The organism is Stenotrophomonas africana (assembly GCF_013004645.1).
Lineage (GTDB): Bacteria > Pseudomonadota > Gammaproteobacteria > Xanthomonadales > Xanthomonadaceae > Stenotrophomonas > Stenotrophomonas africana.
Window position 1 is genome coordinate 1 of the sequence record NZ_JABEME010000002.1, and the last position, 14,169, is coordinate 14,169.

At 67.9% G+C, this 14,169-nt stretch carries 12 protein-coding genes and 1 rRNA gene; 7 read left to right on the forward strand and 6 right to left on the reverse strand.

The features are described 5' to 3' along the window. Positions 1-8 precede the first annotated feature (8 nt). Positions 9-123: ribosomal RNA gene (gene rrf, locus HLA98_RS04300) — 5S ribosomal RNA — on the forward strand. 420 nt (positions 124-543) lie between these two features. On the opposite strand, the gene HLA98_RS04305 is transcribed toward rrf, so the two are convergent. The 3 genes from HLA98_RS04305 to hemH all read right to left on the reverse strand — a co-directional run bounded on the left by HLA98_RS04305 (position 544) and on the right by hemH (position 4,753). Continuing rightward, on the reverse strand, positions 544-2,649 hold the full coding sequence (locus HLA98_RS04305) for a methyl-accepting chemotaxis protein (protein WP_057499376.1): 2,106 nt from the start codon (positions 2,647-2,649) through the stop codon (positions 544-546). 290 nt (positions 2,650-2,939) lie between these two features. Beyond that, a complete protein-coding gene (locus HLA98_RS04310; protein ID WP_057499375.1) occupies positions 2,940-3,794 on the reverse strand; it encodes an alpha/beta fold hydrolase in 855 nt (284 codons plus the stop codon). Continuing rightward, positions 3,791-4,753, reverse strand: a complete 963-nt coding sequence (gene hemH / locus HLA98_RS04315) for a ferrochelatase (RefSeq protein ID WP_057499374.1) — start codon at positions 4,751-4,753, stop codon at positions 3,791-3,793. Before hemH ends, HLA98_RS04310 begins: the two co-directional genes overlap by 4 nt. 165 nt (positions 4,754-4,918) lie before the next feature. Between hemH and HLA98_RS04320 the strand changes: the two genes are divergently transcribed. The 4 genes from HLA98_RS04320 (at position 4,919) to tatC (ending at position 7,338) form a co-directional block, all read left to right on the forward strand. Continuing rightward, a complete protein-coding gene (locus tag HLA98_RS04320; RefSeq protein WP_057499373.1) occupies positions 4,919-5,812 on the forward strand; it encodes a lipid-binding SYLF domain-containing protein in 894 nt (297 codons plus the stop codon). A gap of 75 nt (positions 5,813-5,887) precedes the next feature. Then, positions 5,888-6,115, forward strand: coding sequence for a Sec-independent protein translocase subunit TatA (gene tatA, locus HLA98_RS04325; RefSeq protein WP_005420453.1), 228 nt, complete (start codon positions 5,888-5,890; stop codon positions 6,113-6,115). 15 nt (positions 6,116-6,130) lie between these two features. Further along, positions 6,131-6,592, forward strand: coding sequence for a Sec-independent protein translocase protein TatB (gene tatB / locus HLA98_RS04330; protein ID WP_057499372.1), 462 nt, complete (start codon positions 6,131-6,133; stop codon positions 6,590-6,592). Next, positions 6,589-7,338, forward strand: coding sequence for a twin-arginine translocase subunit TatC (gene tatC / locus HLA98_RS04335; protein WP_049403616.1), 750 nt, complete (start codon positions 6,589-6,591; stop codon positions 7,336-7,338). Before tatB ends, tatC begins: the two co-directional genes overlap by 4 nt. A 77-nt stretch (positions 7,339-7,415) precedes the next feature. Here tatC and HLA98_RS04340 read toward each other — a convergent pair whose 3' ends face one another. The 3 genes from HLA98_RS04340 to HLA98_RS04350 are packed head-to-tail and all read right to left on the reverse strand — an operon-like array spanning position 7,416 to position 10,931. Beyond that, on the reverse strand, positions 7,416-8,327 hold the full coding sequence (locus tag HLA98_RS04340; RefSeq protein WP_057499371.1) for a BPSS1780 family membrane protein: 912 nt from the start codon (positions 8,325-8,327) through the stop codon (positions 7,416-7,418). 50 nt (positions 8,328-8,377) lie between these two features. Next, entirely contained in the window at positions 8,378-9,124 is a 747-nt protein-coding gene (locus HLA98_RS04345) for a glutamine amidotransferase (RefSeq protein ID WP_057499370.1), read from the reverse strand. Continuing rightward, positions 9,096-10,931: a GspE/PulE family protein gene (locus tag HLA98_RS04350; protein WP_057499369.1), complete on the reverse strand. Its 1,836-nt coding sequence runs from the start codon at positions 10,929-10,931 to the stop codon at positions 9,096-9,098. The genes HLA98_RS04345 and HLA98_RS04350 overlap by 29 nt, the downstream gene beginning before the upstream one ends. A gap of 83 nt (positions 10,932-11,014) precedes the next feature. Between HLA98_RS04350 and glyQ the strand changes: the two genes are divergently transcribed. Continuing rightward, the gene (gene glyQ / locus HLA98_RS04355; protein ID WP_057499368.1) at positions 11,015-11,926 is read left to right on the forward strand and encodes a glycine--tRNA ligase subunit alpha; all 912 of its coding nucleotides are present in this window, start codon (positions 11,015-11,017) and stop codon (positions 11,924-11,926) included. Positions 11,927-11,998: 72 nt separating this feature from the next. Beyond that, positions 11,999-14,074 (forward strand): glycine--tRNA ligase subunit beta, encoded by a 2,076-nt coding sequence (glyS, locus tag HLA98_RS04360; RefSeq protein WP_057499367.1) that lies wholly within the window; start codon positions 11,999-12,001, stop codon positions 14,072-14,074. Positions 14,075-14,169 lie beyond the last annotated feature (95 nt).

Sequence of the window (14,169 nt, forward strand, 5' to 3'; positions counted from 1 at the left end):
AAAGCCTCCCTGGTGAAATTAGCGCTGTGGAACCACCCGATCCCATCCCGAACTCGGAAGTGAAACGCAGCTGCGCCGATGGTAGTGTGGCTCAAGCCATGCGAGAGTAGGTCATCGCCAGGGTTTACACCCAAAACCCCGCTGCTCACGCAGCGGGGTTTTTCTTTGTGCGCAGGAAATGCGGATAGCGCCGGCCGCGGGCCGGTCACCCGATGGCATTACATCGGCCGGTAGATCCACGCCATGCGTGGATGCCCCCTGCGAGTAGCCACGGCGCAAACCAAGCGTGGCCACTACCAACAGCAGGCCCGCACGGCGATCGTTTGCCGGGTAGATCCAGGCGATGCGTGGATGCTCTCAGGGCGGGACCCAGGCGCCAACCAAGGTTGGCAGCTACCCATCGTTTGCCGGCCAGCGGCCGGCACTACCCGTAGATCCGCGCCGTGCAGGGATGCTCTCTGCGTGACCCATCACGCAGATCACGCATAAAAAGACGGCGCCCTGCGGGCGCCGTCCTGATCAGACTCGAATGAAAGGCCCGGGTCAGGCGGCCTGCGAGACCTCGTGCGGTTCCTGCTGGCGGAATACCGAGACTGCTTCGGTCAGCGTCCCCGCCTGCGACTGCAGCTCACGTGCGGCAGCGGTGGCTTCTTCCACCAGCGCCGCGTTCTGCTGCGTGGCCTGATCCATCTGCACCACGGTCTGGTTGATCTGCTCGATACCGATCGACTGCTCCTGCGACGCTGCAGAAATCTCGCGCATCAGGTGGCTGACATCCTCCACGCCGCCGACAATGCCCTGGATGCGCTGGCCGGCGTCGGCCACCAGCTGGGCACCTTCACCCACCTGCCGGCCTGCTTCGTCGATCAGCTTCTTGATCTCCTGTGCGGCCGCCGCCGAACGCTGTGCCAGCACGCGTACTTCGCTGGCCACCACGGCAAAGCCTCGGCCCTGCTCGCCGGCGCGCGCCGCCTCCACCGCTGCGTTCAACGCCAGGATATTGGTCTGGAAGGCAATGCCATCGATGACGCCGGTGATGTCGCCGATCCGCTTCGAGGCGCCTTCGATGGCCTGCATGGTATCGACCACCCGCTGCATGGCCGTATTGCCGTCACTGGCAGCGCTCTGCGTGGAGGCCGCCAATGCACTGGCCTCACGCGCATGGGCGGCGTTCTGGCGCACGGTGGCGGTCAGTTCCTCCATCGATGCTGCGGTCTCCTGCAGGTGCGCCGCCTGGCGCTCGCTGCGCTCGGACAACGCGCCGTTGCCGGCGGCAATCTCGCTGGCGGCGGTACTGATCGACGCCGCACATTCCTGGATGCGACCGACCATGCGTGCCAACTGCCCGGCCGTGGCATTGGCATCGCGCTGGATGGCAGCGAAGGCGCCGTGATACTCCCCGCGCATGCGTCGGTCCAGATCGCCGTTGGCCAGTGCCGAGAGCATCTGCCGCACGTCGTTGACGGTGCTGCCGAGCGTATCGAGCAGCTGGTTGATGCCACCGGTCAGCCCATCGAGGAAGCTGGCACCTTCAGTGGCCTGCAGGCGCTGGTCGAGGTCACCGGCCGCTGCCGCTGCGACGATGCCGGCCACGGCGTTCTCCAGCGCGAGCTCATGGGTGCGGTCATGCCACTCCACGGCGAAGCCCAGGCGCACGCCCTGCGCGTCGAACACCGGGGTGACCACCTGCGCGAAATGCACCGGGCCGATCTGCACCTTGCCGTTGTGCGTGACCTGCAGACCGTTGAGGATCGCGCGGATGCGGTCCGGGTTGGCGTGGAAGCGATGGATGCTGCTGCCGACCAGGCGCTCGGCGTCGAAATCGGGGAAGGCCTGTCGCAACGTCGCCTGCTGGTTGCGCAGCAGTGCCACCACCGAGCGGTTCACATAGCGGATCACATGGTCGTTGTCGGCGATCATCATCGCGGTGCGCGAGGCATCCAGCGCCTGGCGGATCTGCGCGTTCTCGGCATGTGACGCGGCCTCGCGTCGACGCTGGGCCTGCACGTGGCGTGCAGTGTCGGCCAGGGCGTGGGCCAGTGAACCCGGCGCATAGGCGCCGGTATCGGCATGCGCGCCAAGATCGGCACCGGTGGCGATATCGCGTGCCAGCGCAGCAAGCCGACGCGGGCCGTGACCCAGGGCCTCGGTCTGCTGCCGAAGGCGCAGTGCGACCTGGCCGAGGAACAGGGTCAGGGCTGCGAACATGCCGGCCTGCAGCACCGTTGGCCACAGCGCGGCATCGCCCTGCAACGGTACCAGCAGGGCGAGCGTACCGACGCCACCGGCCAGCCACACCGGAAGGCGATCGCGGTGCCCCAGCAGCACGCCCAGCAACAGCGCAATCGGCAAGGCCGGTGACAGGCCGACGATCGCGCACAACACGGCCAGCTGCAGCGACAACAGCAGTGCCAGACCGTTGCGGGCGACGGCCCGGCCTGCCTGCAGTCCGCCCAACCAGGCGGCTGGCAGCACGGCGACGGACGCCAACGCGGCGGCCTGCACCTGCGGACCACGCAGGGCCAGCACCAGGCCAGCCAGGGCCAGTGCCGCGCTGCCGATCAGCAGGCGGCGGTCAGCGTGTCGGGCGAGCTGCTGCAGATGCGGCAGGCGGGCGGTATCGGGGGGGCGGGAGGATGCAACGGACATCGGCGACTCCTGGATCAGCAAACGACAACGGCCACGCCGCGGCGCACGCAGGAGTGCGTGACCAGGGCGCGAGCCGGGAATTCAGGGAATGCGACGCGATCAGCGACGCGGAGACGGGACACCGTGGCCACATCCTGTGGGTGACGGTGCAGCAGAGCGGGCATGCGGACTTCCTTGCAGAACCAGACACACGCCGCAGGCCCGACCGGACCTGCGTGCTGCGGACGCAGGGGCCCGCAACTGATGTATCGGCCGCAAACGCGCGGAGTGAAGCGCGCCGGTGCCTTCGCTCAGTCCGCGTTGTCGTTGTTGAAGAAGCGCAGGATCACGTCTGCGATCTGTTCCGGATCTTCCATGTGCAGGTGATGGTTGCCGGCAAACACCGCAAGACGGCCATCGCGCAGATGCCGCAGGCGATCGCTGCGCATCGGTTCGGGATAGTACGACTGTGCCGGCGTGGCATAGATCACCTGCGTCGGGCAGGCGATGGCCTGCAGCAGGTTGTCGATCTGGCCTTCGCTGAGGCGGATCGCAGTGGGCAGCATCAGGCGCGGGTCGCTGCACCAGCGGTAGCCGCCTTCGACCGGCTCCACGCCGCGCTCGACCAGCAGCCGTGCACAGCGCTCGCTGAGCTGGTTGGTCATCATCCGCGCGCGGATCGGCGCGGCGAGGTCGGGGAACACGCGCAGCTGCTTGCGCGCCAGCCCACGCGTGGCATTCACATGCTCGCGCAGGCGGTTGGCGGTCTCTTCTTCAGGACCACGCAGGCCGCCGAGTGCTTCGATCGCCACCAGCCGTTCGACACGCTCGCTGACCGAGGCGGTGAGGCTGGCGATGCCGGCGCCCATCGAATGGCCGAGCAGGCTGAAACGGTCCCAGCCCAGCGCATCGGCCACATCGAGCACGTGGCAGATCGCGGCGGCCGTGGTGTAGCTGGCACCGGCCGGCAGGTGTGCGCTGTGGCCATGGCCGGGCAGGTCGATCGCCACCAATTGCAGCGACGACAGATGCGGCGCCAGCGGCACGAAGCTGGCCGCGTTGTCGAGCCAGCCGTGCAGGGCCAGCACGCGCGGGCCATCGCCGTGATTGCGCAGGCCGGCGACGCGCGCGCCACCGACCTCCAGTTCAAACGGTTGCAGACTCACGCCAGCGAGGCCACGGCCAGCCGCGCCAGGGCGCGAGCGTGTTCCGGCTCGGCGTTGAGGCAGGGGATGTAGCGCATCGTCGCGCCGCGCTCGGCCAGCGTTTCGGTGAAGCCCATGGCGACCTCTTCCAGCGTCTCCAGGCAATCGGTGGCGAAGCCGGGGCACACCACGTCGATCTGCTTCACGCCGGATTCGGCCAGCGCCCACAGGCTGGGCTCGGCATACGGCTGCAGCCAGCGCTCGCGGCCGAAACGCGACTGGTAACCCATCTGCCACTCGTCCCTACCCAGGCCCAGTGCCTTGGCGATGGCCTGCGCACTGGCCTCGCAGCGCTGCGGATACGGATCGCCGGCATCGGCCAGGCGCTGCGGGATGCCGTGGAAGGAGAACATCAGTTTCTGGCCGCGACCGTGCTGTTCCCAGTAGCGGCGGATCGAGCCGGCAACGGCGTCGACCCAGCCCGGATCGACCGAATAGTCGCGCACCAGGCTCACCGTCACGCCCGGATTGCGGCGCTGCCAGGCATCGACGCGATCTTCGACCGAGGCGGTGGTGGTGGTGGAGTACTGCGGATACAGCGGCAGTACCACGATGCGGCGCGCACCGTCGGCCGCCAGGCGGTCGAGCTCGCTGGCCAGCGCCGGTTCGCCATAGCGCATTGCATGGCGAACCTTCAGGGTCGGCAACAGCGCTTGCATGGCTTGGGCCAGCTGGCGCGTATGCACCATCAGCGGAGACCCTTCCGGTAGCCAGACCTGGGCGTACTTGGCCGCTGAACGGCTGCTGCGCAGCGGCAGGATCAGTCCGCGCAGCAGCGGCTGCCACAGCAGTGGCGGGATCGCGACCACGCGGCGGTCGGACAGGAATTCAGCCAGGTAACGGCGTACGGCGGGGGCCGTCGGCGTCTCGGGCGTGCCTAGGTTGACCGCCAGCACGGCGGTATCGGGTGCGTCGAGCATGGGGTGCATTGTCGCCGATCCGGTGTCGCGCCGGGATGCAGGGTTCGGATTGCAGGCATAGCGGGCATCTATGTGAGCGGGGAGCGCTCATTGGCGATTCATGACAACACTACTAATTTCAGTCACTTGCTATATCTTCCTATGGACTGACTTCTGGAGCCTGCCATGCGTCGCCCGATCCAAGCCCTGCTGATCGCCGCCAGCCTGCTGTCCAGCCAGGCCATGGCCGGACCGCAGGAAGACCAGCGTGCGCGCAATGCCGTGCGCGTGCTGGCTGAAATCCAGGAAATCCCTGAACAGGGCATTCCGGATAAATTGCTCGACGAAGGCCGCGCGGTCATCGTCATTCCCGATACGATCAAGGCCGGTCTGGTCATTGGCGGACGTCGTGGCCACGGCCTGATGTCGGTGCGCATGCCCAACGGCGCCTGGTCCAACCCGGTATTCGTGAAGCTCACGGGCGGCAGCATCGGCTTCCAGGCCGGCGTGCAGTCTTCCGACGTGGTGCTGGTGTTCCGCAACGACCGCAGCCTGGACAATCTGGTCAACGGCAAGTTCACGCTGGGCGCCGATGCCGGTGTCGCCGCCGGCCCGGTCGGCCGCAATGCCGCCGCTGCCACCGACGGCCAGCTGAAGGCCGAGATCTGGTCCTGGTCGCGCGCCCGCGGCCTGTTCGCCGGCGTCGCGCTGGATGGCGCGGTGCTGCAGATCGACGATGCCGCCAATCTGGACGCCTACGGCAGCAACACCACGCCGCGCATGATCTTCGAAGGTCGCGCCGTCGGTTCCCCGTCGATGGACGTGGTCGCCTTCCGCGATCGCCTGGAAGAGGCTACCTACGCCGCCCGCAACAACCGCAACGGCAATGGTGGCAACGCGCCGCGTCCGGCGCCGGTCCCGGCGGCAGCTCCTGCGCCTGTTCAGGCAGCGCCGGCCGCCCCCGCCGAAGCCACCACTGCGCCGCTGCAGAACGTGCCGCAGACCCCGCCGCCGCAGCAGCAGGGCTTCCAGCCGGTCAACGACGGCGAAATCCGCACGGAAACGCTGGGCGGAAACTGACTTTCGTCACGCGCGCCGGCTAACACCCGGTGCGCTATGCTCGACAGCCTGATCACTAACGTAACGAGCGTCTTTATGGGCAGTTTCAGCATCTGGCATTGGTTGGTCGTGCTGGCCATCGTCCTGCTGGTGTTCGGCACCAAGCGCCTGACCAGCGGCGCCAAGGACCTCGGTTCGGCGGTCAAGGAATTCAAGAAGGGCATGCGCGACGAAGACAAGCCGAACGCGCAGCTGGGCGATGAGTCGCGCAGCCAGGACGCCTCGCGCACCGCGCAGGACGAGCACGACCGTAACGCTCGCTGATCCGGAGCGGTCGCGGTGTTTGATATCGGCTTCAGCGAACTGCTGGTGATTGCAGTGGTCGCCCTGGTGGTGCTCGGTCCCGAGCGCCTGCCCAAGGCGGCCCGCTTCGCCGGCCTGTGGGTGCGTCGTGCCCGCAATCAGTGGGATTCGGTGAAACAGGAACTGGAACGCGAACTGCAGGCCGAGGACATCAAGCGGCAGATGCAGGACGTGCGCCAGGGCATGCAGGACACCGAGAACCAGCTGCGTGCCAGCGGTGAAGCGATCCGTCGCGAAGCCCAGCAGGCGCAGCAGCAGGGCGATACGCTGGCGCAGGAGGTACGTTCACCGGCGCCTGCCGATCTGCCGCCGCACATGAGTGCCGCGCCCGATGCGGTTGAACCGACGCAGGACGGTGGTGCCGCCGAGCCGGTTTCCGCTGCGCCCGCTGAAGCCGGTACGCCGCCGCCGGCGCAGAGCACGGAGCGCCAGCCATGAGTGAACAGGATTTCGGCGAAAGCTCGCTGGTTGAACATCTGGTGGAACTGCGCGGCCGCCTGGTGCGCGCGTTGCTGGGCTTGGGCGTGGTACTGCTGGCGCTGCTGCCGTTCACCCAGAAGCTCTACAACGCATTGGCCGAACCGCTGGTCTCGCAGCTGCCCAACGGGCAGACGATGATCGCCACCAATCCGGCGGGTGCCTTCTTCGCGCCGCTGAAGCTGACCTTCTTCGTGGCCTTGTTCGTGGCGGTGCCGTGGCTGCTGTACCAGTTGTGGGCTTTTGTCGCTCCAGGTCTGTACGCGCGTGAGAAACGCCTGGCGGTACCGTTGCTGGTGTCGTCGGTGCTGCTGTTCTATATCGGTTGCGCTTTTGCCTACTTCCTGGTGCTGCCGGCGGTGTTCCACTTCCTCACCACCTTCAGCCCGGACGTGATCGCGATCACCCCGGATGCGAATGCCTACCTGGATTTCGTGCTGGCGATCTTCTTCGCCTTTGGCGGCAGCTTCGAATTGCCGGTGGCGATGGTGATCCTGGTGCTGCTGGGCTGGGTGACGCCGCAGCAGTTCAAGGAAGGCCGCGGTTACGCGATCGTCGGCATCTTCGTGCTGGCCGCAGTGCTCACCCCGCCGGACGTGGTCTCGCAGCTGATGCTGGCGATTCCGATGTGCCTGCTCTACGAGCTGGGCATCCACGCCGCACGCTGGCTGGTGCCGTCGTCGGTAGTGAAGAAGCCCGCTGCCTGAAAAAAGGGGACGGAGGGGATTAAGTCGTTTGTGCCACTGTGCGGCTAACGACTTAATCCCCTCCGTCCCCTTTTTCGTCAGGCGTGGAACACGTCGCTCGAGGTCGGCGTGGTCGGAATCGGAGGCGCTGCGCGGCTGCCGCGGTGCACGAACATCTGCTTCCACGCGGCGTAGACCGCGCCGACATACAGCGGCATCAGCACCGTGGTCAGCACCAGCTGGGCGATGAAGGCCGCAGCCAGCGGGCCGCCGACCAGCATCGCGATCTGGATCACGATCACGAACAGGATGTACATGCAGAACGCAGCGATCAGGCCGAGCGCTGCGAACACGATCATCGCGCCGATGTTCTCGATGCAGCCCTGCAGGCTCAGGCGCAGCGCGTGCATGCCGCTCTGCTTGTCGAACACCACCAGCGCCGGCTGGGTGAACATTGCCAGCGACAGCGCCACCGCGCTCAGGAATACCAGCAGCATCCACAGCGCGATGCGCTTGGCCGGCAGGTTGGCGACCAGCGCGGCGGCATCGTCCGGCTTGATCTGCTGGCCACTGCGGCTGATCTCTTCCATCTTGGTCATGACCTCGCTGAAGGCGGTGAAGCCCTCGCGGCCGATCATCAGGAACAGCAGCGCGCCCAGCAGCAGTACCGCCAGCACCTGGATCGCCAGCGGCACCAGCAGGTGGCTGACGCGGTGGTCGCGGATCGGCTGCAGCAGGTGCGAGGCCAGGCCCGGGCGGCCTTCGTCGATCTCGCCCACGGCGTACAACATGCCGCCGAACATGATCGGCGAGATGGCCAGGGTCATCAGCTGCACGGCCATGCCGGCAGCGCCGGGAATCAGCGTCGACAGCAGAGTCACCACCCAGCTCACCAGCAGCCAGGCCAGGCCGATCCGGGCCAGCTGAAGCGGCGCGCGCCGGTACAGCGAGAACGTATCCAGCAACCACTGGGCGCCCGCCGAAGCCGGCAGCTTGCGAATCTCTTTCATGGACATCCGGGAAGGACAGGAGGGGGCCGGGCGGCTGCCCGTGCCGCCGATTATCCCTGTTTTGCCACCGGCTGGGCTGAAGACAGCCGCGCCTGGCGGACGAAGCGGCGCAACAGCTGGCGGGCCAGCGGTGCGGCGCTGACCGCGCGCTCGATGCTGCGGGCGCAGCCGCCGTGGCGACCGATGCAGTCGGCGCGGGCGCGTACGTAGCCGCGCATGTGGTGGGTGGCGAACTCCGGATGGAACTGCACGCCCCAGGCCTGGCGGCCCCAGCGGAAGGCGTGGCAGCCATCCAGCGGTGAGCGTGCCAGCACTTGGGCGCCGTCGGGTGCGCGCAGCACGGTCTGCAGGTGGGTGGCGTGAGCGGCGAAGTGCTGCGGCAGGCCCTGGAACAGCGGGTCCTGCGCGGCCTGCGGCTGCAGTTCCAGCTCGATCGTGCCGGACTCACGGCCGGCCGGGTTGTAGGCCACCTCGCCTCCCAGCGCGTGCGCCAGCAGCTGGTGGCCGTAGCAGATGCCGAACACCGGCAGGTCCGCGTGGGCGGTCTGGCGCAGCCATGCGGCGCTGCGCTCGCTCCATTCGGCGTGGTCGGTGACGAACGCCGCTGAGCCGGTCACCAGCACGCCGGCGAAGCCGTGCGGATCAGGCAGGGTGTCGCCGTGCTCGACATCGACCACCACCGTCTCGTGCTCTTCCAGCCCGGCGGCGACGCGGATCCAGTGCGGAAAGCGCCCGTAGCGGCGCAGCGACGGCACCGGGCGGCCGGTTTCAACGATCAGGAACGGGGCTGGATTCATCCGGGGGCGGCAGGACTGACAGGACTTCCTCGATTGTAGTCAGCCCCTGTGCCACCTTTTCAAGCCCGGCCTGGCGCAGGGTTCGCAGCCCTTCAGCCCGTGCGGCACGGCTGAAACCGGCCAGATCCATGTCGGCGCGGATCTGCCCGCGCAGCCGCGAACCCAATGGCAGCAACTCATACAGGCCAATGCGGCCGAGGAATCCGGTGCGCCGGCACTCCAGGCATCCGACCGGCCGACAGGGCGTGGCGGCATCTGGATATGCGCCATGGCTATCAGCCAGCACCGCCCAATCGGCGGCGCCGAGGCTGTGCGGCTGCTTGCAGTGCGGGCACAGCGTGCGCACCAGGCGCTGGGCGAGGATACCGTTGAGGGTGCTGGCCAGCAGGTAATGCGGTACGCCCAGGTCGAGCAGGCGGGTGACCGCCGAGGGCGCGTCGTTGGTATGCAGGGTGGACAGCACCAGATGGCCGGTCAGGGAGGCCTGCACCGCCATCTGCGCGGTTTCCAGGTCGCGGATCTCGCCGATCATGATGATGTCAGGGTCCTGCCGCAGCAGGGTGCGCACGCCGCTGGCGAAGTCCAGGTCGATGTTGGCCTGCACCTGCATCTGGTTGAACTCGGGCGCGATCATCTCGATCGGGTCCTCCACCGTGCACACGTTCACGTCCGGCGTGGCCAGGCGCTTCAGGGTGGAATACAGAGTGGTGGTCTTGCCCGAGCCGGTCGGCCCGGTCACCAGCACGATGCCGTGCGGGCGCTCGACCAGCGCATTCCAGCCGGCCGCCTCCTGCGGGCTGAAACCGAGCTGGTCGATGCTCTTGAAGGCGGCATCGGGGTCGAAGATGCGCATCACGCACTTCTCGCCGAATGCGGTAGGCATGGTCGACAGGCGCATCTCGACCTCGCGGCCGCCCGGCGAGCGGGTCTTGATGCGGCCGTCCTGCGGGCGCCGGCGCTCGGCCAGGTCCATCCGGCCAAGCACCTTGATACGGCTGACCACGGCGGTCATCACCGCCGGTGGCACCTCGAACACCTTGTGCAGCACGCCGTCGATGCGGAAGCGCATGCGCCCCATCTCGCGGCGCGGTTCCAGGTGGATGTCCGAGGCGCGTTGCTCATAGGCGTACTGCAGTAGCCAGTCGACGATGTGCACGATGTGCTGGTCGTCGGCGTTGACGTCGCCGGTGCGGCCCAGCTCCACCAGCTGCTCGAAGCTGGGCAGGGTGGTGTTGGCCTCGCCACGCACGTCGCCACGGGCGCCGCGTACCGAGCGGGTCACCCCGTAGAACTCCATGGTGTAGCGATGCAGGTCCAGCGGGTTGACCACCGCCAGCTCGATGCGGCGCCGGGTCAGGTGCTGCAGGTCGCGGCGCCATTCCTGCACCAGGGGCTCGCTGGTGGCCACCAGCACGCGCTCGGCATCCACCGCCAACGGCAGGAAACGGTGGCGGCGCGCGTAGGCGTGGGACACCAGCGCGGTCACCGCAGCGACGTCGACCCGGGTCGGGTCGATGCGCAGGTAGCGGCTGCCGGTACGCTGCGCCAGCCATTCGGTGAGACGTTCCAGGGTCAGCTCGCCACCGCCGTTGGCGGCCAGCTTGAGGTTGGACAGCAGCACCAGCGGGTGCACTTCGCTGGCGTTGCGCGCGCCCTGTGCGGAAAACCGCATGCGTTCGCGGTCCTGTTCGGCCACCAGGCCATCGGCGACCACGGCTGCGGCAATCTGCTCGAACTGCAACCGTCCCCAGGGCAGCGCGACGCCGCCCGCTTCGCCGGGCGTGCCGACCGGCAGCCGATGTTCCATCTGCCTGCTCCTCCCGGGTACGGAATGCCCCGCAGGTCGGCCGTTATACTAACGCACCCCCTTGCCGGCCAAGACTCGTACGCATGTCCGCGACCCCGACCGTTCCGATCACCTTCCAGGGCCTGATCCAGACCCTGAACCAGTTCTGGGCCCAGCAGGGCTGCGTGCTCATCCAGCCGCTCGACCTGGAGGTGGGAGCCGGTACCTTCCACCCGGCCACCTTCCTGCGTGCGATCGGTCCGGAAAGCTGGAATGCGGCCTACGTGCAGCCGTCGCGCCGCCCGACTGATGGCCGCTACGGCGAGAACCCGAACCGCCTGCAGCGCTACTACCAGTACCAGGTGGCGATGAAGCCGGCGCCGGACAACATCCAGCAGCTGTACCTGGATTCGCTGAAGGCACTGGGCATCGACCCGCTGGTGCACGACCTGCGCTTCGTCGAGGACAACTGGGAATCGCCGACGCTGGGCGCGTGGGGCCTGGGCTGGGAAGTCTGGCTCAACGGCATGGAGGTAACCCAGTTCACCTACTTCCAGCAGGCCGGTGGCCTGGAGTGCCGCCCGGTGCTGGGCGAGATCACCTATGGTCTCGAGCGCCTGTGCATGTACCTGCAGAACTGCGACAACGTCTACGACCTGATCTGGACCTACGGCCCTGACGGCCAGCCGGTGACCTACGGCGACGTCTACCACCAGAACGAGGTGGAGCAGAGCACCTACAACTTCGAATACGCCGACGTGGAAGAGATGTTCCACCGTTTCGACGCCTGCGAGCGTGAAGCGCAGAAGCTGGTGGAAGTGAACCTGCCGCTGCCGGCCTACGAGCAGGTGATGAAGGCCAGCCACACCTTCAACCTGCTCGATGCGCGCCGCGCGATCAGCGTGACCGAGCGCCAGCGCTACATCCTGCGCGTGCGCGCGCTGGCCCAGGCGGTGGCCAAGGCGTACTACGAGCAGCGCGAGAAGCTGGGCTTCCCGGGCGCGAAGAAGGCCTGAGGGCCGCTCTCCCCCCTTACTCCGGGGCGCCGGACGCGTCGCGCGCTGCGCCCCCACCACAGGATTGAAACGATGAGCCAACTGTCCCCCCTGCTGATCGAACTGGGCACCGAGGAGCTGCCGGTCAAGGCGCTGCCGGGCCTGGCCCAGGCGTTCTTCGACGGTGTCGTCGAAGGCCTGCGCAAGCGCGGTGTCGCGATGGAACTGGGTGATGCACGCCCGCTGTCGACCCCGCGCCGCCTGGCCGTGCTGCTGCCGGGCGTTGGCCTGGAACAGCCGGAACAGCACAGCGAAGTGCTGGGCCCGTACCTGAACATCGCGCTGGACGCCGAAGGTCAGCCGACCAAGGCCCTGCAAGGCTTCGCCGCCAAGGCCGGGATCGACTGGACCGCGCTGGAGAAGACCACCGACAACAAGGGTGAGCGCTTCGTGCACCGTGCGGTGACCCCGGGCGCGACCACCGCCAGCCTGCTGCCGGAGATCCTGCGCGAGGCGATTGCGGCGATGCCGATTCCCAAGCCGATGCGCTGGGGTGACCACGCGTGGGGCTTCGCGCGCCCGGCGCACTGGCTGGTGCTGCTGCACGGCGCCAACGTGGTCGAGGCCGAGATGTTCGGCCTGCAGGCCGGCCGCGTCAGCCGTGGCCATCGCTTCCACCACGACCAGGCCGTGTCGCTGGCGCAGCCGCAGGACTACGTTGAAGCGCTGCGCGCCGCGTTCGTGCTGGTCGACCCGAGCGAGCGCCGCGCGCGCATCGTCGCCGAGGTCGAGGCCGCTGCGGCCAAGGCCGGTGGCAGCGCCCGCATCACCGACGACAACCTGGAGCAGGTGGTGAACCTGGTCGAGTGGCCGTCGGCGGTGCTGTGCAGCTTCGAACGTGCGTTCCTGGCCGTGCCGCAGGAAGCGTTGATCGAGACGATGGAGATCAACCAGAAGTTCTTCCCGGTGCTGGATGCCGCAGGCACCCTGACCGAGAAGTTCATCGGCATCGCCAACATCGAATCGAAGGACGTGGCCGAAGTGGCCAAGGGCTACGAGCGCGTGATCCGCCCGCGCTTCGCCGATGCCAAGTTCTTCTTCGACGAGGACCTGAAGCAGGGCCTGGTATCGATGGGCGAGGGCCTGAAGACGGTGACCTACCAGGCCAAGCTGGGCAGCGTGGCCGACAAGGTGGCGCGCGTGGCCGCCCTGGCCGAAGTGATCGCGCCGCAGGTCGGCGCCGATCCGGCGCAGGCCAGGCGCGCCGCCGAGCTGGCCAAGAACGACCTGCAGTCGCGCATGGTCAACGAATTCCCGGAACTGCAGGGCATCGCGGGTCGCCACTACGCTGTGACCGGTGGTGAATCGGCCGATGTGGCGCTGGCCATCGACGAGGCCTACCAGCCGCGCTTCGGCGGCGATGACATCGCGCTCTCGCCGCTGGGCAAGGTGCTGGCCATTGCTGAACGCGTCGACACGCTGGCCGGCGGTTTCGCCGCGGGCCTGAAGCCGACCGGCAACAAGGACCCGTTCGCCCTGCGCCGCAACGCGCTGGGCCTGGCCCGCACGATCATCGAAAGCGGCTTCGAGCTGGACCTGCGCGCGCTGCTGGCCAGCGCCAACGCCGGCCTGGCCGCGCGCAACGTGCAGGCCGACATCGGCGAACTGTACGACTTCATCCTCGACCGCCTGAAGGGCTACTACGCTGACAAGGGTGTGCCGGCCACGCACTTCAACGCCGTGGCCGAGCTGAAGCCGGCCTCGCTGTACGACTTCGACCGCCGCCTGGATGCGATCGGCACCTTCGCCGCGCTGCCGGAAGCCGAAGCACTGGCTGCGGCCAACAAGCGCATCCGCAACATCCTGCGCAAGGCCGAAGGCGACATTCCGGCCCAGATCGACCCGGCACTGCTGCAGGAAGATGCCGAGCGCGCGCTGGCTGAGGCGGTCACCGCGGCCATCGACGACACCGGCGCCAGCCTGCAGCACAAGGACTACGTGGCGGTGCTGGCCCGCCTGGCCCGCCTGCGCCCGCAGGTTGATGCCTTCTTCGATGGCGTGATGGTCAATGCGGAAGATCCGGCGCTGCGTGGCAACCGCCTGGCGCTGCTGACGATGCTGGGTGAGCGCCTGGGCAAGGTCGCGGCGATCGAGCATCTGTCGAGCTGACGCCGGTATCGGTAGTGCCGGCCGCTGGCCGGCATTGCCACCGATCTGTGGGTTGCCGGCCAGCGGCCGGCACTACCGGAACATCGCAGGCGATG

Excerpts from the sequence above, each read along its gene's own strand:
- HLA98_RS04305 (WP_057499376.1), bottom strand. The coding sequence starts at position 2,649 with ATGTCCGTTGCATCCTCCCGCCCCCCCGATACCGCCCGCCTGCCGCAT.
- hemH (WP_057499374.1), bottom strand. The coding sequence starts at position 4,753 with ATGCTCGACGCACCCGATACCGCCGTGCTGGCGGTCAACCTAGGCACG.
- HLA98_RS04320 (WP_057499373.1), top strand. The coding sequence starts at position 4,919 with ATGCGTCGCCCGATCCAAGCCCTGCTGATCGCCGCCAGCCTGCTGTCC.
- tatA (WP_005420453.1), top strand. The coding sequence starts at position 5,888 with ATGGGCAGTTTCAGCATCTGGCATTGGTTGGTCGTGCTGGCCATCGTC.
- tatC (WP_049403616.1), top strand. The coding sequence starts at position 6,589 with ATGAGTGAACAGGATTTCGGCGAAAGCTCGCTGGTTGAACATCTGGTG.
- HLA98_RS04340 (WP_057499371.1), bottom strand. The coding sequence starts at position 8,327 with ATGAAAGAGATTCGCAAGCTGCCGGCTTCGGCGGGCGCCCAGTGGTTG.
- HLA98_RS04345 (WP_057499370.1), bottom strand. The coding sequence starts at position 9,124 with ATGAATCCAGCCCCGTTCCTGATCGTTGAAACCGGCCGCCCGGTGCCG.
- HLA98_RS04350 (WP_057499369.1), bottom strand. The coding sequence starts at position 10,931 with ATGGAACATCGGCTGCCGGTCGGCACGCCCGGCGAAGCGGGCGGCGTC.
- glyQ (WP_057499368.1), top strand. The coding sequence starts at position 11,015 with ATGTCCGCGACCCCGACCGTTCCGATCACCTTCCAGGGCCTGATCCAG.
- glyS (WP_057499367.1), top strand. The coding sequence starts at position 11,999 with ATGAGCCAACTGTCCCCCCTGCTGATCGAACTGGGCACCGAGGAGCTG.